This window comes from uncultured Parabacteroides sp. (assembly GCF_947855115.1).
GTDB lineage: Bacteria > Bacteroidota > Bacteroidia > Bacteroidales > Tannerellaceae > Parabacteroides.
The window spans coordinates 163,186-189,673 of the sequence record NZ_CANTZW010000001.1 but is presented as its reverse complement, the minus strand read 5'-3'; the positions used below and the strand labels follow the sequence as shown (position 1 = coordinate 189,673).

Annotated in this window: 12 protein-coding genes; 7 read left to right on the top strand and 5 right to left on the bottom strand. The window is 42.9% G+C overall.

What is annotated here, in order from left to right:
* Positions 1–2: 2 nt before the first annotated feature.
* Genes Q0110_RS00755 through Q0110_RS00745 form a run of 3 tightly spaced genes read left to right on the top strand, consistent with a single transcriptional unit; the run spans position 3 to position 6,394 of the window.
* A complete protein-coding gene (locus tag Q0110_RS00755) occupies positions 3–2,372 on the top strand; it encodes a GH92 family glycosyl hydrolase (protein WP_297900824.1) in 2,370 nt (789 codons plus the stop codon).
* The gene (locus Q0110_RS00750) at positions 2,362–3,504 is read left to right on the top strand and encodes an MFS transporter (RefSeq protein WP_297900821.1); all 1,143 of its coding nucleotides are present in this window, start codon (positions 2,362–2,364) and stop codon (positions 3,502–3,504) included. Before Q0110_RS00755 ends, Q0110_RS00750 begins: the two co-directional genes overlap by 11 nt.
* 1 nt (position 3,505) lies before the next feature.
* A complete protein-coding gene (locus tag Q0110_RS00745; protein ID WP_297900818.1) occupies positions 3,506–6,394 on the top strand; it encodes a glycoside hydrolase family 38 C-terminal domain-containing protein in 2,889 nt (962 codons plus the stop codon).
* Between the two features lie 279 nt (positions 6,395–6,673).
* On the opposite strand, the gene Q0110_RS00740 is transcribed toward Q0110_RS00745, so the two are convergent.
* Positions 6,674–7,114, bottom strand: coding sequence for a DUF6078 family protein (locus Q0110_RS00740; RefSeq protein ID WP_297900814.1), 441 nt, complete (start codon positions 7,112–7,114; stop codon positions 6,674–6,676).
* Between the two features lie 736 nt (positions 7,115–7,850).
* On the opposite strand from Q0110_RS00740, the gene Q0110_RS00735 reads away from it, so the two are divergent.
* Both Q0110_RS00735 and Q0110_RS00730 read left to right on the top strand, forming a co-directional pair.
* Positions 7,851–11,012 carry a TonB-dependent receptor gene (locus tag Q0110_RS00735; RefSeq protein ID WP_297900811.1) on the top strand — a complete coding sequence of 1,054 codons (3,162 nt, stop codon included), beginning with the start codon at positions 7,851–7,853 and terminating at the stop codon, positions 11,010–11,012.
* 27 nt (positions 11,013–11,039) lie between these two features.
* A complete protein-coding gene (locus tag Q0110_RS00730) occupies positions 11,040–12,632 on the top strand; it encodes a RagB/SusD family nutrient uptake outer membrane protein (protein ID WP_297900809.1) in 1,593 nt (530 codons plus the stop codon).
* Between the two features lie 74 nt (positions 12,633–12,706).
* On the opposite strand, the gene Q0110_RS00725 is transcribed toward Q0110_RS00730, so the two are convergent.
* The 4 genes from Q0110_RS00725 to Q0110_RS00710 all read right to left on the bottom strand — a co-directional run bounded on the left by Q0110_RS00725 (position 12,707) and on the right by Q0110_RS00710 (position 21,491).
* Entirely contained in the window at positions 12,707–13,900 is a 1,194-nt protein-coding gene (locus tag Q0110_RS00725; protein WP_297900806.1) for an AAA family ATPase, read from the bottom strand.
* 269 nt (positions 13,901–14,169) lie between these two features.
* A complete protein-coding gene (locus Q0110_RS00720) occupies positions 14,170–16,485 on the bottom strand; it encodes a GH92 family glycosyl hydrolase (RefSeq protein WP_297900804.1) in 2,316 nt (771 codons plus the stop codon).
* 185 nt (positions 16,486–16,670) lie between these two features.
* Positions 16,671–18,335, bottom strand: coding sequence for a RagB/SusD family nutrient uptake outer membrane protein (locus Q0110_RS00715; protein ID WP_297900802.1), 1,665 nt, complete (start codon positions 18,333–18,335; stop codon positions 16,671–16,673).
* Between the two features lie 15 nt (positions 18,336–18,350).
* Entirely contained in the window at positions 18,351–21,491 is a 3,141-nt protein-coding gene (locus tag Q0110_RS00710) for a TonB-dependent receptor (protein WP_297900800.1), read from the bottom strand.
* Positions 21,492–21,847: 356 nt separating this feature from the next.
* Here Q0110_RS00710 and Q0110_RS00705 point away from each other — a divergent pair, with 356 nt between their 5' ends.
* A complete protein-coding gene (locus Q0110_RS00705) occupies positions 21,848–24,205 on the top strand; it encodes a GH92 family glycosyl hydrolase (RefSeq protein ID WP_297900799.1) in 2,358 nt (785 codons plus the stop codon).
* A gap of 5 nt (positions 24,206–24,210) precedes the next feature.
* On the top strand, positions 24,211–26,481 hold the full coding sequence (locus tag Q0110_RS00700) for a GH92 family glycosyl hydrolase (RefSeq protein ID WP_297900797.1): 2,271 nt from the start codon (positions 24,211–24,213) through the stop codon (positions 26,479–26,481).
* Positions 26,482–26,488 lie beyond the last annotated feature (7 nt).

Below are 26,488 nucleotides of genomic sequence, written 5' to 3'. Positions count from 1 at the left end.
ACATGAGACAGAAATATATTATAAAGTATACTTGGTTCCTGATGCTTACCTGCGGTCTTTTCATATCGTGTGTGGCACAAGACAAGAAAAACCGGGAGGAAGAACTTAGCCAATACGTAGAACCCCGGATTGGCACGGCACATTGCCGATGGTTTCATTTTACTCCGGGAGCGATGCCCTTCGGTATGGCTAAACCGGCTCCTTCTACCAACGGGCATATCGGGAATAAATCCGGTTGGGAGGCTACCGGTTACGATTATCGGGATCAATCGATCGAAGGGTTCCCTTGTTTGCATGAATTCCAGATTGGAGGAATCGTTCTGATGCCTACGACCGGGGCCTTGAAAACGATACCCGGAGCGGTAGACGATTCTACCGGTATAGGATACCGCTCACGTTTTGACCGTGAGGATGAGATCGCTACCGCCGGTTATTATTCCGTCCTTTTAAAAGATTACTCGATCCGTGCGGAGCTTACCGCTACTCCTCGTGTCGCTATCCAGCGGTATACATTTCCTGCCGGGGAGGATAGCCATATCTTGTTCGATATAGGGAACCGCCAGGGAGAAAGCGGAGCCATACGAGACGCGGAAGTATGCCTTACGGAAGACGGACGTATCGAGGGTTGGGTGATTACCGAGCCTGAATACGTGAGAAAGTACCAACCCGGGGCATCAGTCCCCTTGTATTTCTCCGCTGTGTTGGACAAGGTTCCCGCAGGATATGGTGCTTTCAACGGAAAGGATATCCGTCCGGATGAACGGAGAGCGACCGGGGTAGGAGCCGGTCTTTACCTGACATTCCATACCCAAGATCAAGAATCGGTAACCGCTAAGGTGGGGCTTTCCTATACATCCGTGGAGAATGCCCGTTTGAACCGGGAGACAGAGGCCGCTACCCTTACCTTTGATGAAGCGAGAGCGATTTCCCGCCAGACGTGGGAAGAGTATTTGGGGCGTATCCGGGTAGAGACCCCGATCCGGGAAGACAAGGTGAAGTTCTATACCGGTTTGTACCATGCTTTGCTGGGCCGGGGATTGGCTAGCGACGTGAATGGCGCTTACCCGAGAAATGACGGATCAGTAGGGCAAATCCCCTTGAAAGACGGAAAGCCGGTACATAACTTATATAATACCGATGCCGCTTGGGGAGCGCAATGGAATCTGACGCAGGTCTGGGCCTTAGCCTATCCGGAGTATTATTCGGATTATATAAGCAGTCATCTATTGGTGTACAAGGATGCGGGATGGCTGGCAGACGGTATCGCCAATAGCCGTTATGTATCTGGGGTAGGTACGAATTTGTTGAGCGCGATTATCGCCGGCGCTTATCAATGTGGTATCCGAGACTTCGATGTGAATACGGCCTATGAAGCTTGCTTGAAGAATGAGCTGGACGGGAAAGATCGTCCTTTGGGAGCGGGAAAGGTCGATACCCGATATTTCGTGGAATACGGTTATGTACCTCATGTAGATAAGGGGGATGGGCCGGACGAGGCTTTTATGTTCTCCGCTTCCCATACCTTGGAGTATTCGTATAGCGCATGGGCCGTAGCTCAATGGGCTAAACAACTTGGCAAGACCGACGATTATAACCGCCTGATGGATTTGTCGAAAGGCTGGGAACGCATTTATGATCCATCCTGTAATTTTGTCCGTCCTAAGAAGAAGGATGGTACGTTTATCGAGGATTTCAATCCGATGCAAGTATGGCGCGGATTCCAGGAAGGCAACGCCTGGCAATATACGTTCTATGTGCCTCACGACGCTAAAGGGCTGGTCGCCAAGGTTGGAGCGGACGTGTTTAATCATCGTCTGGACAGTATCTTCACGGTGTCTCGTAAATTAATCTTTAGCGGAGGTACGGAGGTAGGGGCTTTCGCCGGCCTGCAAACCTTGTATAACCAAGGAAACCAACCTTGCCTACATATCTCTTGGATGTTCAACGAGGCCGGTCGTCCTTCCCTTACGCAAAAATGGGTGCGGGCGATCTTGAATGAGTTTTATGGAACGGATGGCATCCACGGTTATGGCTACGGGCAGGATGAGGATCAAGGTCAGCTTGGGGCCTGGTACGTGATATCTTCCTTGGGCCTGTTTGATATGAAAGGCTTGACGGATCAAGAGCCTTCCTTCGCTTTGGGCAGCCCTTTGTTCGATAAGATTACGATCCGGCTGAATGATCGTTATTATAAAGGAAAGGAATTCGTGATCGAGACCCGTAATAATAGTAAACAAAATGATTATGTGCGATCGATGCGTTTAAACGGGAACCCATTGATGGATACTCGCATTCCTTTCTCTGAGATTACCCGGGGTGGACATTTGGTATTAGAAATGAGTAACCAACCAAAAGATCGATATGGAAACTAAAAGAACAAGCTCCGCTATATTCCCGATCCTTTTCGGTTTTTTCGTGATGGGATTCGTGGATGTCGTGGGAATTGCCACGAATTATGTGAAGATGGATTTTGGCCTGTCCGATACCTTGGCGAACTTGTTGCCCATGATGGTCTTCCTTTGGTTCGCCCTGTTCTCCGTCCCGACCGGTATCTGGATGGGGCGGCATGGGCGTAGGAATACGGTGGTGGTAGCTTTGGTGATCACCGCCTTGGCGATGTTGCTTCCTCTTTTCTTCTACGATTTTGCTTGTATCTTGTTTGCGTTCGCCTTGTTGGGAATTGGAAATACGATCTTGCAAGTATCCTTGAACCCGATGGTCGCACGGGTGGTAAATCCGGATAAAGTGACGAGTGTGCTTACGCTGGGACAGTTCATCAAGGCGGTATCTTCTTTCTTGGGACCGATTATAGCGGGAGTCGCTTCCTCTTTCTGGGGAGATTGGAAGCTGATATTTATAGTCTATTCGATGACGACCCTATTGTCTATTATCTGGTTGATAACGACCATTCCGGGTAAAGACGAAGGCGAGGTGCAAGAAGCTTCGTTCGCCTCTACGTTAGCCTTATGCAAAGATGCGAGGATACGGATGCTTTTCTTGGGGATTCTGTGTATTGTCGGGATCGATGTCGGCCTGAATACGACGATACCCAAGTTATTGATGGAAAAGTTGTCTATGCCGTTGCAAGAAGCCGGGCTGGGGAGTAGTCTTTATTTCGCCGCTCGTACCGGGGGCTCTTTCCTGGGGGCTCTTTTACTGGCGAGGATCTCGTCTCGGCCTTTCTTGAGAGGAAGTATGCTCGTCGGCATCCTCTCTTTCGTAGGGTTGCTTATCTCTGGTAGCTTGTGGAGTATGGGCGTTATGATCGTAATTGTAGGCTTAGCCTGCTCGAACGTGTTTTCTATCCTGTTCTCTTTTGCCTTGGAACATCGACCGGGCCAATCGAACGAGGTCTCCGCATTGATGATTATGGGGGTATCGGGAGGCGCTTTGGTCACGCCTTGCATGGGGGGCATAGCCGATATGTTCGGACAGGTAGCCGGCTTGATGCTATTATTAATTTGTATGTTGTACATAGGATTTATATCATTAAAAACACGATAAGATGAAAAAAAGAACTTATTTATCAGTAGGACTGGCCTTGTTGATCGGGACATTGTCGGTCTATGCGTCTCCGGGATTATCGGATATCAAGAGTCGTGTATTGCCTGCGGTTTATAAATCGAAAAATGGGCTGACTCAAAAGGTTGAGATTTCCGTGAGGCATGAGGGAGAGCCTTCCGCGGTAACGATCCGTTTAGGAGAGCAAAGCCGTAAAGAGAAGCTGGTCTCCGGCGATAATGTATTTCTAATCGAGATACCCGAGGTTAGCGCTACCCGCCAGTTACCGCTGACGTTGACGAGTGGGAAAGAGAAGGAGGAGACAACAGTTACCGTAAAGCCGGTTCGCCATTGGCAAATGAATATGGTGCAACACACGCATACGGATATCGGTTATACTCGTTCCCAGATGGAGATCTTGGCAGAACACCTGCGATATATTGATTATGCGTTGGATTATTGCGACGCAACGGATCATTATCCCGATTTCGCCAAGTTCCGTTGGACTTGCGAGATCGCTTGGGCGGTTAGCGAATATTTGAAATGCCGTCCGGCAGAACAGGTCGCTCGCCTGAAGCAGCGGGTAAAGGAGGGCCGTATCGAGTTAGCTACGATGTACTTGAATTTCGACGAGCTGCCGGATGAGCAAACACTTGCCGCTTCCCTTTACCCGATCAAGCAGTTCCGGGAAAACGGGATGCGTGCCGAGGTTGCTATGCAGGATGACGTGAATGGTATCGGTTGGTGTTTCAGCGAGTATTTCGCGGATGCCGGAGTGAAATACGTGAATATGGGAACGCACGGTCACCGGGCATTGATCTGTTTCGACAAGCCTACCGTATTCTGGTGGGAGTCTCCTTCCGGGAAGAAGGTGCTGACCTATCGTGCCGAGCATTATAATCAAGGAAATTTCTTTGGTATCCATACCGATGATTTTGAGCAGTTCGAGGAACGAGTCTTGGCGTATCTGGATCAAATGGAAGCGAAAAACTATCCGTATGATATATTGGCCGCTCAACATTCGGGGTATTTTACGGACAATGCGCCCCCATCCACGAAAAGTTGTGAGATGTTGCGGAAATGGAATGAGAAATATGAGTGGCCGAAGTTACGCACGGCGGTAGCCAGCGAGTTCTTTAAGGTGGTAGAGAGCCAATATGCGGATCGTATCCAGACCATCCGTGGCGCTTGGCCGGATTGGTGGACGGACGGTTTCGCCTCCGGAGCCCGCGAAGCCGCTATATCCCGTGTGACTCATTCGGATATTATAGCGAACCAAGTCGGATTGTCATTCGCTAAAATGCTAGGCGCTCAGTTACCGGCAGATATCAATGATCGTATTTATGATATCAACAAGGCTCTTTTGTTCTATGATGAGCATACTTTCGGCCATAGTGAGAGTGTACGTAACGCTTATGGGCTGGAAACTTGGGAACAACGTTCCTTGAAGCAATCGTATGCGTGGGAGGCCTATCGCCATTCCGGTTTGTTGGGAGAGGCTACGATGGGTATATTGCAATCGTTCGTGCCTAAAAGCGATGTCCCGTCTATCGCTGTGTTTAATACGCTAAATTGGAGTTACAGCGGTATCGCTAAAGCTTATGTGGATCATCAGATCCTTCCGAAAGACAAGGCGTTCGAGATCGTAGACGCGGCAGGTAACGTGATTCCCGCTCAGGCTGGCGAGAGCCGTTCCGATGGTACTTACTGGAACTTTTATGTGAAGGATGTCCCGGCCTTGGGATACGCTCAATATTATATAAAGGTAAAGGATGCGCCACGCCCGGAAATACAGGAGGCTACAGAATTGAAAGAGACACATGTTGAGAATCCTTGGTATTCCATAGATTTCAATATCCGTAAAGGAACAATTAGTAAATTGTATGATAAGGATTTGAACAAACAACTGGTTACGCCGGACGCAGAATGGGAGATGGGCGAGTTTATTTATGAGATTATCGATAGCCGCCATCCGATGGAGCAATATCGTGCTCCCCAATTCCTGCGTCGTCGTCCTGAGAAGATGCAATTTGAGAAATACGAGAAAGGTCCGATCTGGGATACGTATCGTTTCAGGGGAGAGACGGTAGCGGGACGCGAGCCGAATAACTTGATGGTGGAGTTCCGTGTATTTAACGTGACAAAGAAAATCGAGGTTGTTTATCGCTTGCGTAAAAAGGCGGTGACAGATCCGGAGGCGGTTTATATCGCTTTCCCGTTTGAGGTTGAAGGTGGAAAGATTCATTTAGATGTTCCGGGAGGATCGATAGAGGCCGGTGTAGACCAGATTCCGGGTTCCTCGAACGATTGGTATACGGTGCAAAACTTCGCTACGGCTCGTAATGGAGAGTCGCAAGTCGTGATGGGTAGCCAAGAGATTCCTCTGATGCAATTCGGTGCGATCAATACGGGGCGGTATAAGGCCGGGGCCGTACCTCAGTCTACGAATATGTATTCATGGCCGATGAATAACTACTGGGTAACCAATTTCAACGCGGACCAGATGGGAGAGATGCAATGGAGTTATTTCATCAACTCTTCTAAAGACAATTCCATTGAGTATGCGACCAAGTTCGCTTGGGAGAACCGGATTCCGTTCTTGACTCGTGTCTTACCGGCCGGAGATAAGAAAGTAGCTCCCCTTCAGTCGGCGTCTATTTTTAAGATCGTACCGGAGAATCTGTTGTTGGTGAATATGCGCCCTGTGGAAGGAGAGAACGCTGTTATGCTTCAGCTACGTGAGATAGGGGGGAAACCCGCTACATTCTCGGTAACCTCGGATAAGGTTAATTTTGTAAAAACTACGGTTTGTGATGTCGTGGGAGATCCTGTTTCGGGAAATCCGTTGAACTTTGCTCCGTGGGAGAATAAATTTATAAAATTATCTTGGTAAAGAAAGGTGAAATTTTATTTGTATAATTTGTAAAGGCGGGGATACCCGCCTTTATTTTTTGTCTTGTATCAAGAGGCTTCTATTTATTTGGATACTTTTATATGGTATATTTCGCTAAATTACGTTTCTTGAAAATATCAGAAGGGGGAAACTGTAATTCCTTCGAAAGGAAACTGTAGTTTCTTGCCGTAGAAATTACAGTTTCCTTTAGGGGAAATTAGACTGTTGATATTATAGCATAGAATCATTGTACGATAGAGGTGACGGAAAGGCCTATACCTATTGCCAATTGTAGCGTTTCACGTATGCGTCAAAATATTCATTTTGCTTGACTCCCAGTTTTTTCGCCAAACTAATGATGTAGGTTTGTTCTTCGGGAGATAATAATACTTCTCCCTTACGTTTCAGATAATAATTTTTACGTCCGAAATATAAGATGAGTTGTGTTCGGAAAGTCTCCTCTACTTGTAGGGTGAGTGCTTTTACCGTGCATATAAAGCCCTTGGCATAGCGAACTTTCTCGTTGGAGCGGTAATACTTGCATTCCCCTTTTCTTCCCTTGATCCATGTGGGGTTTAAGGTTAATATAAAAGGTACGTTCGCAGGGGTATGCCGCAAGGCAATCTGGCGCAAGCAGGTCTCCGATCGTGTACACTGGCTTTCGGCGCACATACCGAAATGGAAAGGAACTTCAGAATAATCAAATGGTTCTTCTTGCATTGTTTAGGTGGATGGGTATTAATGAGAGTTATTTTATAAATATACAAATGTATAGTAAATAGTAATCTGCGCCAAATAAACCGGAATTATTCTGTCGGACGATGAGTTTTTGTCCGAGCACGAGACGGATAACTCTGCGGCAAGCTTCTTCTCGGGCAATGTTTAAAATACGTTATTCAGATCTCAAGTTAGGGGAGAACAAATTTGTAAAATTTTCTTGGTAGAAAGGTTGTAGATAATGCGGTACCTTTTTTAATCGTAAGGGAAGTAGTGACTTTTTATATCATTCAGATTGTGAGTATCTTATCTTTTTATCTGAAAAGGACCATGATAGTGTAATTTTGTGTCAGCTTTGAATATCAATAGATTTAACATTTGTTCATTGTGATCGGATTGAGATTTTTTCTTTTGTTAGAGTGTGATAGTCAACTGTTTATGGAGTATAAAGGATCCAAATGCTATTATAAGTTCGTACGGAACAATATAATTTTAATACATTTAGAGGCCGATTTTCTTGGTTCAAAGGGGGTATTTGTGATAAATGTGTCATTTTTATTGAAAAAATACTACAAGAATTAAGTCTAGTTTACAAAAAAAGTTATACATTTGCCCTGTTTTTAAGAATGTAGACCATGAATGGCACACTAGTTCCGTACGAACTATGTCCATCTATACGATAAAAATTACATGGAATATATGTAATCAATCTAAACTTAATTAAAAAAACAAGAGCAAAATGACAAAGAATGAATCTAAGCTATTATCCCTTCAAGGGATAGCTAAAGCCTCAGCGTTCTGTTTGCTGCTTTCCGCTTTTTCTGTAAACGCCGCAATGGCCGCTCCCGTTTCCGTCGGTACGGTCGATGAAATTCAGGCAGTACAGCAGGGTAAGAAGGTAACAGGAGTAGTTGTTGACGCCAATGGTGAGCCTATAATCGGCGCCAATGTTGTTGTGAAAGGTACAACAAATGGAACGATTACAGATTTTGACGGTAATTACACGATTGAAGGAGTACCTTCTGATGGAGTTTTGTCGATTTCTTATATCGGCTATTTGTCACAAGACATCCCTGTAGGTAGCCAATCCACGATTAATGTAACATTGAAAGAGGATACGCAGACGTTGGACGAGGTTGTGGTAGTAGGTTACGGTACAATGCGTAAGTCGGACGTAACAGGTTCTATCTCTACGGCAAAGGGTGAAGATATGCTAAAGGCCCAGAACTTTAGTGCGTTGGATAACTTACGTGGTAAAGCTGCCGGTGTAAACATCTTCTCAAACTCCAGCCAGCCAGGTGCTTATGGTAGCCGTGTTGTAATCCGTGGTCAAGCTACAATCAACGCTTCTTCTGATCCGTTGTATGTTGTGGACGGTGTAGTAATGGAGAACTTCTATTTGATGAACCCCAATGATATCGAGTCTATGGAGGTATTGAAAGATGCTTCCGCTACCGCTATCTATGGTGCTCGTGGAGCAAATGGTGTTATCATGGTTACAACTAAACGTGGTAATAAGGACGGTGACGGAACAAAAGTAAGCTATGCCGGATCTGTAAGTTTGGCACATCGCGCTCGTAAGATGGATGCAATGAGCTCTCAAGAATGGTGTGATGCGTTTATGACAGGTATCAGGAATGAGAATCAATGGGGTGGTTTTAATTGGTCTGAAGATCCTGCTTATTGGTTTGCAGATCGTCGTTTCTTCGATTCTAATGGTAATCCTCTTTATGATACAGATTGGCAGGATGAGGCTACTCGTGTAGCTATTTCTCATAACCACCAATTGAACATTCAACAAGGAGGTGAGAAGTCTTCAATGGGAGCATTCTTGAACTATACGGATAACCAGGGTATCATGTTGAATACCTATTCAAAGCGTTTGAACGCAAAGATCGCTTATGACGCAAATCCGACCAAATGGTTATCTACTTCCGTAAACTTATCTGTTAACCACACTTGGGGTAATTCAACTCCTGAAGATGGTGGTGGCCAAGATGCTCGTCGTACAATGATCGAGATGGTTCCTTGGATGCCTGTTCAATACGATGGTAAATATACATCTACAAATACCCCGCAGGGCATGCCTATGGACTTTGAGGCAATGTCTAATCCTGTTCATATCTTGAAGACTTATAAGAATATGAATTATAACACGAAAGTGTTCGGAAACGCAGCCTTGACATTCCATATCATCGAGGGTTTGGATTTAAAGACCCAGTTTGGTGTTGACGCTAACTTCAAGACTTTGCACAAATATATGCCAAGCGATTTGGTAAACTTGGCTTATGACCAGAAAGGACGTGCGGAGAGATGGCATGCAAATACACTTTATTGGCAAGAGGAAACTTACTTGACTTACAATAAGACAATTAACGATCATCGTATTAATGCTATGGTCGGTTTGTCTTGGCAAGAACGTAAGTATGATTACAATAGAATGTATACGGAAAATTTCACCAGTGACTTTTTCCAAGACAATAATATGGCAGCCGGAACAAAACCAGATTCTCCACAGACTTATTGGGAACGTTGGGCTATGAACTCATATTTCTTGCGTTTTGCTTATACGTATAAGGATCGTTACTCAGCTACTGTAACAGGTCGTTATGATGGTTCTTCTAAGTTCGGAGAGAATAATAAGTATGCGTTCTTCCCATCCGCAGGTTTGGCATGGAACATTACGCAAGAAGACTTCATGGCTGACCAAAATACAATCAGCAACTTGAAGTTACATACTAGCTACGGTTTGACTGGTAACTCTGAGATTGGTGTTTATAAGTCTTTAGCGACCGTTTACAATAATACTTTGTTATTGAATGGCGCCCGTACTTCCTATTCCTACTTGAACAGATTGCCCAACTCAGATCTAAGATGGGAGAAAACCGCTCAGTTCGATATAGGTTTTGATTTAGGATTGTTCAATAATCGGGTTACGTTAGATGCTTCTTATTACAATAAGAAAACTTCAGACTTGTTATTGGATGCTCCGGTTCCTCATACGACAGGTTTCGAGACTGTTTATAAGAATATCGGTTCTATCCGTAACCAAGGTTTGGACTTGATGTTGACAACTCGTAATATTGATACGAAAGACTTCACGTGGACGACATCTATCAATGCTAACTTCAATAAGAATAAGATCTTAGCGTTAGGAGAGAATGATGAGGATATCTTGAAAAACGAGTGGGTAAGTGGTGCTTCTATTTTGCGTGTAGGCGAAAGTGTTGGAAGTTTCTACGGTTACAAACGTTTAGGTGTTTATACGATCGAAGATTATGAGGCGGGTAACTGCGAAAAGAAACAGATCGGTCGTGCGAAACGTTCTTCCGAACGCGAGATTATTGGTAAAGGTGTACCCGATTGGACAGGATCTATGATCAATACATTACGTTATAAGAATTGGGATTTCACTTTGGATTTGCAGTTTGTCGCAGGTGTTCAAACATTGCAACAATTCTATCACTCTACATATGACCGCTTTGGACAAACAAACGGCTTGACAAATATATTGTATGACGCATACGATGGTACGAACCCGAATTCTATGCAACAAGCTATCTGGTTGTTTAACGGTGGACATGCGGGACAAGATACTTTGACCGACTCTCAATGGGTGGCTAACGGTTCTTATTTGCGTGCGAACTTGATTCAATTAGGTTATACTTTCGACTCAAATCAGTTGAAGAAGACTCCATTTAGCAGCTTACGTTTATACTTGAACGTGAACAATGCGTTTTTGATTACTGCTAAGGATTTCAACGGGTATGATCCAGAGGCAACTTCTCAAATATCTACAACCAACGGTGCGGTTTCTCCGGAACAGTTCGGTCAGAATATGGCCTTCTTCTCTTATCCGAGAGCGAGAACATTCACTTTGGGTGTAAACGTAACATTTTAATTAATTTAAATTATTCAGAAAATTGCGATGAAAAAAATATTAACAACAGCTATATTATGTGCGGGATTAACAGGGTTTACCGCATGTGACAGTTTTTTGGATGAAGAGCCTAAGTCTGCGTTGACTTTGGATACATATTATAAGACAAGCGCAGATATTATTGACAACGTCAACTATTTGTATCGTGATGGTGCTCCTTCCAAGATGGGCGACATGACAGGTGCTTATAGAGGTTCTAGTCTATCTGTAGTGAACATGGTCACTGGTTATTTTACGAATGAGTATGAAGGCCAAGAAGTGGATTGCTCGTATGCCCGCCAGTTGACCCGTCAAAACTTTACACAGTCATGTTGTAATTATTTGACTAACGACGCATGGAAAGATTGTTATAAGTCTATTAATATTGCGAACGCTGTCATTAAGTACATTGGTGGTGTAGAGATGGATAGTAAAGCTCAATATGAAGCTGAAGCTCGATTCTTCCGTGCATTGAACTATTTCTATTTGGTGAAGATGTTCGGTGACGTGCCTATGATGACAGAACCGACAGAAGATGCGACTTTGGTTGAGTATCCGACTCGTGCAGCTGAGGCTGAGGTCTATAGCAATATTATTATTCCTGATTTACAATTTGCCGTAGAGAATTTGCCAGATGCGACTTTCGCAGGTAATAGCCACCGAGTAACAAAATATGCAGCTGATATGTTGTTGGCTGATGTTTATATGAGACAAGGTGATTATGCTAGTGCTGTTACTCCCTTAAAAGATGTGATCAATAGCGGTAAATTTGAGTTAGCGACTAACGATGATTTAGGGGAAGGTAGCGCATACAATAAGTTGCGTACAACTGATGATCTGCCAGAGGTGATTTATGCTCGTGAATATGACGCTTCTATTTCTTCCAATGGAAATACTCCCGTTCATGCGTTTAACTTGATTTCACCGACATTTTTCGCAAACTCTTCTACAGGAAATAACTATTCTTTGTGGGTAAATGTGTACGGTGTTAGCGAGCGCTATTTAAATGTATATGGAGAAAATGACTTACGTGCAGAGATGAATCAGTTCTTCCATCGTACATATACGCATCCGATTGATGGAACAACTTTGGATATGAAGATGCTTTGTAACTGGTATTGGTACGATGAGACTGCTATTCTTGAGACAGGTAAGGGTACGAAAGACTGGAACTTCTATCGTTATGCGGAAACATTGTTATCTGCCGCTGAAGCTATCGCTCAATCTAGCGGTGTAAACGCGGAAGCCGCTAATTATTTAGCTCAGGTTAAAGCTCGTGCTAACATGGAAGGTAAAGATGTTTCTACTATCGCTTCTGAACTTCAAAGACTAGGCAAGCAAGCCTTTATCGAGGAGTGCTGGAAAGAGCGTTTGCGTGAGTTCCCATTGGAAATGAAGATTTGGGACGATTGTGTTCGTACAGGCAAATTCCCTCAAATCTCTGAGACAAATAAGGGTGAGGTTCAATTTGTTGATTTAATTGGCGCGACGAATGGTAGCGGTGCAACATTTAAGGAAACCGACTTGCACTGGCCGATCCCTGTAAATGAAATACAACGTAACCCGAATTTAACTCAAAATGAGGGATATTCCGCTAAATAATATTTTTTATTTTAATAGCTGATGACGTGAAAGGGAAGGATGAGTGGTCATTCTTCCCTTTCTTTTTAGTTTCCCTAATATAAAAATCCCATCATCCACAATGGGATCTTATTGCCAAATCCAATCTCTATGTCGTCTGCCACGATGAAACTATTGGGTATTCCTTCTATCTGAGAGCCATCCTTTCGTTTACCACCAATTTCGAACGTATAAGTTCCGTCTACCAAGAAATCACTGACTTTACTCATGGTTACCTGATGTGATTTTTTTAATTGATTTGCGAAAAAGGTTTCCCTTACATTACCAATATTCGCTTCCATGGGAGAAAGAACATACATCAGATTCGTATTTTCCAAATAGATCTTGTCTGGTTTTTGTAAGCGGGAGATGCCAAAAGATGATTTTAGTAGATTATAAGTCAACTTACTTTCTGCCAATACACTTAAATAAGTCAATAAGGCATTTCTCGTAATACCGATTCTTTCGCTGAGCTTACTGATATTTGGTATAAAAGGTGCCGACTCAGAGATAATTAATAATAACTGTTTTATTTTAGGCAAATAAGAGATATCTACCCCCCTTAATTGTGGTAATTCTACCTCTAATGTCATATTGACAACTTCTTCCACACGCTGCGGATATAAATCCGGCAACTCATTGTAATAAGGATAATAACCATGCCGTAAATAACGAGGAAAGTGTTCGAGCACTTTTATGGAAGCCACCACATTCTCCGCTAGCGATGTATGCTCTTGGAGAAGATCGGTCCAACGCATGACAGGGAATGAGGTTTGAAGGTTATAGTTCAAGTATTCCCTGAACGACAGACCTTGCATTTCATATACGATTGCTCTTCGGCTCAAATCAGCTCTCGAATTCAAGATCTCCAATAAAGAAGAACCGGTGAAAATGATTTGTAACTCCGGCATATCATCATATATATTTTTTAGCTCTTGGCTCCAATGAGGATATTTATGTACCTCATCTAAATACAATCGTGTACCTCCACGTTTAACGAAGCGATCCGCAAAATCATATAACCGATTGTCCGAGAAATAGATATTATCTAAGCTGACATATAATACCCGATCATCTTGCGGAAAGTTCAGTTTGATATGTTGTAGCAACAAGGTGGTTTTACCTACTCCTCGAGCACCTTTTATACCGATTAACCGGGCATCCCAGTTAATTTCGTACATTATGCTCCTGATAAATGCGGTAGAGGAAAAACGCAGTTTCTTTCTGTACATTTCTATTAAACGCTCCATAACCATATTTTTTATATTCGCAAATATAACGAATTGTTTATAGCAGAAAGCAATTTTGGCGTTTTTTTGTTTATAGCAGAAAGCAATTTAATATTCATCCCTTTTAATGCAAAGATTATTTGGCTTTGGGAACAAGCATAATTCGAGTTTGGGAATGGTTTTATAGTAATACTGTTCTTGTGATGATATGTTAGAAAGAAAGGGAAGAATGATCGCTCATCCTTCCCTTTCATTCCATCAGTTATTACCCGTCTAAAAAGAATAATAGCTTATTTGCTTACAGAGAATGGACGATCAGCAGGTGCCGTTCCTCTGTTCTTCGCGGGTTTATTTCCCATCTGATAGCGAATCACGCCGCCATTCATCAATTCATCGTACTCTAGATAGTTACGACTAAAAGGCTTACCGTTTAATGAGGCAGATTGGATATAAACATTCTCTGGACTATTGTTTTCTGCTTCAATCACCAATTTCTTACCATTCTCTAATTGGATCGTCATCTTCGGAAATATCGGGCTACCGATTACATACTCAGTTGTACCTGGGCAAACTGAATATAATCCCATTGCACTAATTACGTACCAAGAAGATGTTTGTCCTTGATCCTCATCTCCTGGATAACCATTTGGACTTGCATCATATAGGTCATTCATAATCTTACGGGCCCATTTTTGTGCTTTCCAAGGTTCACCTGCATAATTATATAAATAAACCATATGTTGGATAGGTTGATTGCCATGCGCATATTGCCCCATATTAATCATTTTCATCTCTGCCATCTCATGGATTACTCGTCCATAAGTACCTACTTTGAAATCATTGGATACGGTAAATACAGAATCCAATTTGGCGATAAAAGGCTTATCTCCTCCCATTAAGTTTATTAATCCTTGGATATCGTGAAATACTGACCATTGGTAATGCCATGCACATCCTTCTGTGAAAGGACCACCCCACTCTGCCGGATCGAAGTTAGGACACCAGTTACCATCATTCTGACGACCACGCATGAAACCAGAAGAAGAATCATATACATTCTTATAATTGTAGATTTGTTTCTTGAAAAGTTTCTCGTAAAAAGGTTGATCTGTCATTTTCGCAAATTGCATTGCACACCAGTCATCGTAACAATATTCCAATGTCTTGGCAGTAGCTTCACGAACATCTGGATAAGGAACATAACCATAGAAGAAATAATCTTTCCATCCGTCTCTACCATTAGCAGGTCCTGCAGGACCTTTACCTGTTACTTCATGTACCATAGCTTTCATCGCATGTTTAGGATCATAGTCTCGAAATCCCTTTGCCCATGCATCTGCGATCAATGATAAAGCATGATTACCAATCATACCTCCAGATTGACCGGGAAAAGACCAAGACGGCAACCAACCGCTTTGATCGTAAGCATCAAATAAACTTTTGATATATTTACCGTGAAAATCAGGATGTAAGATAGCATTCAATGGGAACTGTGCACGGAATGTATCCCAGAAGCCATTATCTGTATACATTACCCCTTCATGTATCTTACCATCGTAAGGGCTATAATAGATTGGGTTTCCGGCTTCATCATGTTCATAGAACTTACGGGGGAATAACATAGAGCGGAAGAAGCAAGAGTAGAACGTAGCCTTCAATTCCTCGGAACCTCCTTCTACTTGAACTTTACCCAAGACCTCGTTCCATGCTTTTTTTGCGGCGGCACGTGTCTGTTCTATCTTTGAGTAATCGCCAAGTTCCTTGCGCAAATTAAATTCTGCTTGTTCAAAACTGATGTAAGAAGAGGCTACTTTGGCTTGTACTTTTGTTCCTTTCTTGAATTGGATATACGCTCCCGCATAGTCATGTGTCACTTCTTTGTTTCCGGTCGCTAACGTACCTTCATGTCCAGTCCATGTTCCATAAGAGACAAATGGTTTGTCAAATTCTATCACGAAATAATTTGTAAAGTTTTTTGGAACACTATGGTTTGCATTACGGTCATAACCGATGATCTTGCGTTCTTCTGGAAGTATCTTCACGTAACTTCCTCCGTTATTTGCATCGATTACTACGTATGAATCGCCACGACCAGGGAACGAGAAACGGAAATGAACTCCACGCTCTGTTGGTGACATTTCGGTTGTTATCTTGTTGTCCAAGGTGACTTTATAATAATCCGGACGAGCTATTTCATTCTTATGATTGAACCGTGCAGCTCTCTTATATTGATCTACTACTAATTCTCCTGTCACAGGCATTAATGAAAAAGCCGCATAATCATTCGTCCAAGAACTACATTGGTGGGTTTGGCGGAATCCTCGAATAGAATCCTTGAAATGTTGATAAATCCATCCGTCACGATTAAGACCGGTTTGTGGTGTCCAAAAGTTCATTCCCCAAGGCAAAGCCGTGGTTGGATAGGTGTTTCCACGAGTCAACTCAAACTTAGAGTTGGTACCTTGTAAGGTGTTCACGTATTGGGTAAGATCAGCTTTCTGGGCCGATACCCCAAACCCTATTCCTGACATGAGGCATAAAGATAAAAGAATGTGTTTCATTATATATAGATTATTTGTAATAATAAGACTTATTCTTGATGACATTTTCAGATGTTGCCATAACTTAATCTGTACATTGTTACAAATGTATTCTTTTTATAGGTAACTGTCCGATTAAGTCTTTATTAATTTATATTATTTATAAGATTTATAACAAAAGGGAAGGTATAGCTCAATTGCCATACCTTCTCTATTTGTATTGAATTACTTAAACATTAATCAAGATTCTATTAATATCCTGGATTTTGTGACAAGTTCGGATTACGCTCCATAGCGCTTAGTGGTATCGGCCAAAGCAACATGTGCGTATTTTCCTTGAAGGACTTATTATCACGCTTATTGTAAGTTTGAGCAGTGGTGATATCTACCCATTTCAGACTATTGTCTGATTGTAATTGCGGATACAAGCGATTACGACGGATGTCATCCCAAATCTTTAATTCCAATGGAAGTTCATGCAAACGTTCCGTCAATACATCATCAATCGTAATTGTTGCAGGTAGACTATATCCTTCATTTAACACACCATTCACAGTAAAGGCACGTTTACGAACTGTCTCAACATAAGATCTAGCCTTAGCCGCATTAGGAGTAGATTGCTTCAACAAAGCCTCTGCAGCGATCAGATACATTTCAGACAAACGGAATACAGGGAAATTTAAGCTACTACCTTTGGAATTAATCATAGCATAATCCTCATACCAGAACCAATTATCGTATTGGTTACAATGGAATTCTTTACCAGTGGCAGAGGTATAAGTTGTAAAGAAAAAGTTCTTCTCCTTAATACGAACATCACCCTCTACATAACTATCCAATATATAATCGCTGGCATGGTACATATTTGCTAATACAGAGGTTGCAAAAACTTTCGATCCGTCATCTTCTGTCCATGCTGTTGCCTGATTGGTTAAGCAAGCATTGATATATGGATTGTCACGGTTTAGAGACTGCTCATACTCAATCGCATAGATAATCTCTTTAGAGGTCTTATCATTCTTGACTTTATTGAATGCACTCATTTGATTTTCTCCTGAATCATCACTCGTTTCCAATGTATGACCTGCTGTACCGTTAATCACGGCCTCTGCCATTTTTGCAGCTTTCTCATACATCTCGGTATTTTGCAGGGGATAACCAGCCCATTGCAAATAGACGGAAGCTAACAAAGCTTGTGCAGCAGGCTTTGTCACACGACAGCCATTATCAGCAAATGTCTTGTTAGGCAAATAATCAATAGCTGCAAGCAAGTCTTTCTCAATTTGTTGGTAAACAGCTGTAATAGAAGCACGAGGTTGATTGATGACATCCGGATCAGTAGTCTCATAAGGTTCCAACACTAGGGGTACTCCTCCATTCCCACCATCTTGTGCCTCTCCATCTTTACAACCGAACTCTTTCACTAAGAAGAAATAAGACCAAGCGCGGAAGAAATAAACCTGAGAAAGTAACTCGTTTTTACGTTCCTCAGAAATAATACCTGAAGCTACCATCTCTGGTAAACGCTTGTCAATTACGTTACAACGGTTAATGCTAACATATGGTTCACGCCAAATCTCACCTACTTCATTTGCTACGGTCTGGAAAGTGACATTCATAGTCTCCATATTTGCAGAAAAATCACCATCCTTCTTATCGTCTGTGAACAATCCAGACAATAATCCATTATACATTAACCGAGTAGGTTGCCAACCAGTGTTACGTCCCCCATACAAATAAGGAACACCACTATAATAAACCATATTTACCGCAGACTCCGCATCAGTGTCAGAAGTCCAAAACTGACCATCTGTTTTCAAGTCTAATGGCTCTTCCTCCAAGAAATCAGAACAAGCCGGAGTAACTAAGGTGAGAAGACTCACTGCACCGTATACTAAATATTTTACTTTTTTCATGTGATTGATTGACTATTAGAATGTAACATTTGCACCAAACGTAAAGTTACGAGACTTCGGATAGGCGAAGAACATAACATTTTGTCCCCATGTAGAGGTACCTTTAGAAGAACCCTCAGGATCGTAGCCCTTGAAGTCCTTAGAACAAATCACAAAGGCATTATTTACGTTGAAGTATAAACGCAAACCTTTCAGACCTATTTTTTCCAAGCTAGATGGTTCGAATGTATAACCTAATTGAACTAAGTTTAAGCGTAAAAATGAACCGTTCGCTAACCAAGAAGAATTGAAATTCTGATCACTATAGCCATCACCATAAGGACGGTTATAGATCATTTGAACGTTTGTGTCTGTATTTGTTGGAGTCCAAGCGTCAGTCAAGATCGTAGACAAACCAGATGTCAAGAAACGAGACTGAGTTGAATGCAAGAAATCTTGTAGTACTTCTACACCCCATACAAACTGCATATCTAACGTTAAATCAAAATTCTTATAGCTGAAGTTATTGATAAAACTACCAGTCCAATCAGGCAAACCTTTACCTAAGATCGTCTTCTCTGTGGCGATCTTACTACGTCCGATTTGATCTCCAGAGTCATAAATACCTAACCACTCATAACCGCCAAAAGAAGATAAGGATTCACCTACTTTCAATGTACCCCAATCACTCCAGATCGTCTCATCGTTAGCACCTAATTTTTCTACCCGGTTTTTGTTGTAATTTAAATTCAAGGTAGAAGACCATGTGAACTCTGGATTTAATACAGGAGTAGCATTAATCATTAAATCCATACCCTGGTTAGATACTTCACCAATATTGGCAGTGATATCAGAGAAACCTGTTGAGTAAGGTAATGGACGGCTATAAAGCAAATCGCTTGTATATTTACGATAATAAGATACATCAAATGACAAACGATCTCTAAACAATCCCAAGTTTACGCCTAAATCAAATTGAGCGGTCTTTTCCCATTTCAAATCTTTATTAGCCATTTTACTGAGATAGGCAGTAGTTACAGTTTCGCCCCCAATAACCGTTGTACCCTGCCCAATCGTTGCCAAAGAAGCGTACGTTCCAATTTCAGAGTTACCCATTAAACCATAACTAGTATGTAACTTTAAGTTACTGATCGTATTATTGTCTTTCATGAAATCTTCTTGAGAAATATTCCATGCTAAACCCGCAGATGGGAAGAATGCGTACTTATTATTCTTACCGAACTTAGAAGAACCATCGTAACGACCAGTTACTGTCGCAGAGTAACGATCTTTCCAAGTATATGCGAAACGTAAGAAGTAAGAGTTCATTGCCCAACGATCGTGATCAGAGCTTACGGAAGGACGCTGTGTTCCAGCGGCCATATTATAATAACCGTAGTAATCATCCGCAAAGGTTTTCGCAGTTGCGTCAAATGATTCATATTTGCGTTCCTGCCAAGACAAACCAGCCATTGCGTTAATGCGATGTTCGCCAAATACTTTATTATAGTTCAAATAAGTTTCCTCTTGCCAATAAAGAGTACTAGAGTTTGATTGGTAAGCATTACCTTGATCGCTTTTACCGAAATCGTGTATATCACGTGGACCATATTCACGGTTGGTATTGTTATGGTGGTCTATACCGAACTGAGTTTTTAAATCTAAACCTTCAGCTAAATGGAATGTTAAGGCGAGATTTCCGAAGATTTGTGTACGGTATTGCATACGCTTAACACTGTTTAAGAAGTGTACGGGATTCGCACCATCCTCTGACGAGAAACGAACCATCTGAGCCTCTCTATCGGCAGTAGCCGCATATTTCACCACGTCTTGGAAAACTGCGGTATTATCATCCGCCCATGTTCCATCCGTATTTCTAACTGGATACCAAGCCGGCATCTCAATCATTGTACGAAGCGCATTCTGAGAACCATCACCATGATCTACGTTATTTCCCCAAGAATGGTTAACTAATAAGTTTACGGAAGTAGATAGCCATTTTGTCGGATCTGCGTCGTATGCAACTTTTGCGTTCAAACGTTTCATGTATGAATTCAACATGATACCTTGTTGATCCGTATAATTCAAAAAGGCACCCATTGTGGAATTCTTACCTGCTTGCTGGATATTCAACTGATGATTATGCGAAACAGCCGTACGAGTTGCCTCATCTTGCCAATCCGTATCATAAATTGCATTACCATTTTCATCAAAGTACCGTCTATCAGTGAAATGATCCGCACGGTTCAATGAATAATTAGTACCATGATAAGTATTTGAGTTTTCCAATCCGAGCATGAACGCTTCTTGCCATTGTGAAGCGCTCAAAAGATCCATTTTACGAGCCATTGTGCCCAATGTCACGGATCCTTGATAAGAAACGGTTGTACCCTCGCCATCTTTTTTGCCTCGTTTTGTGGTTACCAAGATGACACCGTTAGCGCCTCGGGCACCATAAATGGCTGCAGAAGACGCATCCTTCAATACCTCGATACTCTCAATGTCATTCGGATTTAACAAACGGAAGTCTTCCATTACGACACCATCGACCACGTACAATGGGTTTGTAGAAGCATTAATCGTACTTACACCACGAATCAACACACGAATCTCTGCACCTGGCTGACCTGAATTAGAGAAAATGTTCACACCAGAAGCTTTACCTTTTAAACCATCCAATGCGCTAAATGACTGAGCTTTCAAGATATCTGCTCCTTTAGTGGTTGCGATAGATCCTGTCACGTCTGATTTACGCATCGTACCATAACCAACTACCACTACCTCATCCAAGGCTTGACTATCCTCGCTTAATGTGATATTGATGGATGATTGATTCCCGATAGGGAACTCCTGTGTTAAAAAACCAATATAAGAAACAACTAACACATCATTGGAAGATACACCCTCAATCGTATAGTTACCGTCAAAGTCGGAAACTGTACCATTTGTAGTACCTTTTACCACCACGTTTGCTCCAATAATAGGCTCCCCATTGGCATCTTTCACCACACCTGTCACCTTCTTGCCCTGCTGCACTACCTGGATTTCATCGACCGTGCTAGCGGAAGCGGGAACGGCCATTGCGGTGTTTACAGAAAAAGCGGAAAGCAGCAAACAGAACGCTGAGGCTTTAGCTATCCCTTGAAGGGATAATAGCTTAGATTCATTCTTTGTCATTTTGCTCTTGTTTTAAATTAAGTTTAGATTGATTACATTTATATGTAACTTATATTTTCGAATAGACATAGTTCGTACGGAACTTGAATATGATATTTTATATTTTTTGAGATTGCTAAAAGAATGATGGACTGGGCATCATCGGGCGCTTGGGATTTCTTTTTTCTAATTCTTTTTGTTAGATTTGCACCTATATTCGTATAATGCCAGAAATTCATAAGAAAGAAAGGGATATTTCTAAATAAATAACACGAGAATCACTTTCTATTCATGTTAATTAAATGGATATTCAAGGGGAAACTATGAATAAAAACGCAAAAACGGATAAATTATATTATTAATTAAATAGCTATATCATGAAGAAAAAAAGCATTTGGGCTTTAGCTTTAGCGGCAGCGCTGATGTGGGTGGGGAAACCTGCGGCGGCATCTGTTAATGAAGTTTTCAACCCAGTAGAGTATGTGAATCCATTGATGGGTACGCAGTCTTCTTTTGAGTTGTCTACAGGAAATACTTATCCGGCGATCGCTCGTCCGTGGGGTATGAATTTCTGGACTCCTCAAACAGGTAAGATGGGAGATGGATGGCAGTATGTATATACGGCCAACAAGATCCGTGGTTTCAAACAAACTCACCAGCCAAGTCCCTGGATCAATGATTACGGACAATTCGCTATCATGCCAGTGGTGGGTAAACCTGAGTTTGACCAAGATAAACGTGCCAGCTGGTTCTCTCACAAAGGAGAGATCGCGAAGGCTTATTACTATAAGGTGTATTTAGCGGAGCATGATGTGGTGACGGAGTTAACCCCGACAGATCGTGCCGCTATGTTCCGTTTCACATTCCCGGAAAACGAGCATTCTTATATCGTGGTAGATGCCTTGGATAAGGGATCTTATATCAAGGTAATTCCGGAAGAGAATAAGATCATTGGATATTCGACAAAGAATAGCGGTGGTGTTCCCGATAATTTCAAGAATTATTTCGTGATCGAGTTTGACAAACCTTTCACGTATGAGGCTACATTCGCCAACGCTACCTTGAAAGAAGGAGCGAAAGAACAAACAAGCGATCATGTGGGAGCCGTGATCGGTTTTAAGACGAAGAAAGGTGAGATCGTTCACGCTAAGGTGGCTTCCTCGTTTATTAGCTTCGATCAGGCCGCTGTCAATATGAAGGAATTAGGTAACGATAGCTTTGATACCTTGGTTCAGAAAGGCAAGGATGTTTGGAATGAGCATCTGGGCAAGATCGAGGTTGAAGGTGGAAACTTGGATCAATATCGTACGTTCTATTCTTGCTTCTATCGCTCATTGCTGTTCCCGCGCAAGTTCTATGAGATCAACGCACAAGGTGAGGTTGTTCACTATAGCCCGTTTAATGGAGAGGTGTTGCCGGGTTATATGTTTACGGATACCGGCTTTTGGGATACGTTCCGTTGCCTGTTCCCATTCTTGAACTTGATGTTCCCGTCTGTAAACAAGGAAATGCAAGAGGGATTGATCAATACATATAAGGAGAGCGGATTCTTCCCGGAATGGGCTAGTCCGGGTCACCGGGGTTGTATGGTCGGCAATAACTCGGCTTCTGTCTTGGTAGACGCTTACATGAAGGGCGTGAAGGTTGAGGATTTGGAGACTCTTTATAAAGGCTTGATCCACGGTACGGAGAACGTACATCCTACGGTTTCTTCTACGGGACGTTTGGGTCACGAATATTATAATAAGTTAGGATACGTGCCTTACGATGTGAAAGTCAACGAGAACGCTGCCCGCACGCTGGAATACGCTTATAACGACTGGTGTATCTGGAAAATGGCGAAAGAACTGAACCGTCCGAAGAAAGAGGTTGAATTGTATGCTCGTCGTGCCTTGAACTATAAGAACTTGTACGACAAGGAAACTAAACTGATGCGTGGTAAGAATGAGAATGGTGAGTTTATGGCTCCGTTCTCTCCGCTGAAATGGGGTGACGCGTTTACGGAAGGTAATAGCTGGCATTACTCATGGTCTGTATTCCACGATCCTCAGGGATTGATAAATTTGATGGGAGGTAAGGATTCATTCGTGATGATGCTCGACTCTGTGTTCGCTGTTCCGCCATTGTTCGATGACAGCTACTATGGACAGGTGATCCACGAGATTCGTGAGATGACCGTGATGAATATGGGTAACTACGCTCACGGTAACCAACCGATCCAGCATATGATTTATTTATATGATTATGCGGGTCAGCCGTGGAAGGCTCAATATTGGTTGCGTCAGGTAATGGACAAGATGTATACCCCGGGACCGGACGGTTATTGTGGTGACGAGGATAACGGCCAGACTTCCGCTTGGTATGTATTCTCAGCGTTAGGATTCTATCCGGTTGCCCCGGGTACGACCCAGTATGTGCTGGGAGCTCCGCTGTTCAAGAAAGCTACGCTTCATTTTGAGAATGGAAACAACTTGGTGATCAACGCTCCTAATAATAGCGATAAGAATATCTATATCGAATCCATGACGTTCAACGGCAAGAATTACACCAAGAATTATTTAGATCACAACGACTTGTTTAAAGGTGGCGTGATCGATTTCAATATGGGTGACAAGCCGAATATGAACCGTGGTGTCAATCCGGAGGATATGCCTTACTCATTCTCCGTGAACGAGGAAGGAATCAATAAACTTTCTCCTATTTCTGTAAAACCGAGTAAAAAGAAGAAAAAGTAATAAAGATGAATTTCATCCATAAACTATCAATGTCAGGCATAATACCATGCCTGACATTTTTCGCATTCTCTTGTGCCACACCGGAGAAAGCGGAAGACAAGACAGACTTTACCGCATATGTAGATCCTTATATCGGATCGGGAGAGCATGGGCATGTGTTTGTTGGGGCAAACGTTCCGTTCGGAGCTGTCCAGGTAGGTCCCCAGAATATTTTTAAGGGATGGGACTGGTGTTCCGGTTACCATTACTCGGATAGTATCATTATCGGATTCAGCCATACGCATTTGAGCGGGACCGGATGCTCTGATCTTGGGGATATCCTTTTGATGCCTTATACGGGTGAGATACGTACCGCCCGTGGTGAGCAAGATAATATAGAGGGGGCGGCGTCTTCCTATTATAAACACGCGAACGAGGCCGTGGCCCCGGGATATTATTCCTTGCTGATGGATAACGGCGTGAAAGCGGAGTTGACGGCAACCGAGCGTGTCGCCTTGCATCGTTATACCTATCCGTCGGGAGGCGAGCATCGTCTTTTGATCAACTTGAAGGAGGGTATCGGTGATAAAGCTTATGATACCTATTTGAAAAAGATTGATGAATATACAGTCGAGGGGTATCGTTTCTCCAAGGGCTGGAGCCCGCGCCACAAGGTGTTCTTTACCTTGAAATGCGATCAACCGATCGAGTCGTTGGCTGTATTCAACGATGATGAGGCCGCGGGAAATGACGAGTTGACGGGTGAGTCCGTAAAGGGTGTGATTACCTTTAAGGGAGATTCGCCGACCGCTTTGGTAAAGGTAGCCATCTCTTCCGTAAGTTGCGAGAACGCTTTGGCGAACTTGCGTGCGGAGCTTTCTCACTGGGATTTCGATGAGGTCCGTAACGAGGCTACCGATAAATGGAACGATCAATTATCTTGTATCTCTATCGATACGAAAGATGAGCGTGCCAAGAAGATTTTCTATACCGCCATGTATCATGCGTTTATCGCTCCGACATTGTATTGTGACGTGAATGGTGATTTCCGCGGTCACGACGATAAGGTATATACGAACAATACGTGGAAGAACTATTCTACTTTCTCTTTATGGGATACCTATCGTACCCTGCACCCGTTGTTCACGATCATCAAACCTCAATATGTATCGGATTTGGTAAACTCTATGTTGAGCATTTACGACCAGCAGGAGAAATTACCGATCTGGCCGCTGATTGGTGGTGAGACGAATCAGATGCCGGGATATAGCGCCGTGCCTATTATCGCGGATGCTTATCTGAAAGGATTTACCGGCTTCGATGCGGATCGTGCGTATCGCTATATGGTCGCTTCCTCTGTATATGAGAAACAAAACGGGGTACCGTATGTATTGGAAAAAGGGTATATCCCTTGCGATAAGGTACGCGAGGCTACTTCTATCGCTATGGAATATGCCGCTGATGACTGGGGTATCGCTTTGATGGCGAAAAAAATGGGAAAGACGGAGGATTACCGGAATTATCTGAAGCGAGGTAAATACTATACGCAATATTTCGATAAGGATATTAATTTTATCCGTCCGAAGATGGATGATGGTAGCTGGCGCACGCCGTACGATCCGATTCAGTCCGTACATAGCGTGGGCGATTTCTGCGAGGGAAATGGTTGGCATTATACATTTTTCGTGCCTCAGCATCCGGAAGGCTTGATCGAGTTGATGGGAGGCGACGCTCCGTTTATCTCGAAACTGGATTCTTTGTTCTTGGTGGAAGGTGAGTTAGGAGAGAACGCTTCTCCGGATATTAGCGGCTTGATCGGTATGTACGCTCATGGAAATGAGCCGAGCCATCATGTGGCTTATCTCTATCCGTATGCCGGGGAACAGTGGAAGACCGCCGAGAAAGTTCGTTATATTCAAGACGTATTCTATACCGATCAACCGGAAGGGATCATCGGAAACGAGGATTGTGGCCAGATGTCGGCTTGGCATATTATGTCGGCTTTAGGATTCTATCAGGTGAATCCTTCCAACGGTGTGTTCGTGTTCGGTAGCCCGTTGTTCGATAAGGTTTCCGTGAATTTACCGGAAGGGAAGACTTTTGAGGTCGTGGCCCAGAATAACAGCAAGGAGAATATCTATATCCAATCCGTGTTGTTGAATGGCAAACCTTACAACAATTCTTATATCCTGTATGATGATATCATGAAGGGAGGAAATCTTACCTTTGTGATGGGAAGCACACCGAATAAGGAGTTTGGCGCTGCCCCGGAAAACCGCCCGAAGACAGCGGAATAATGGAATC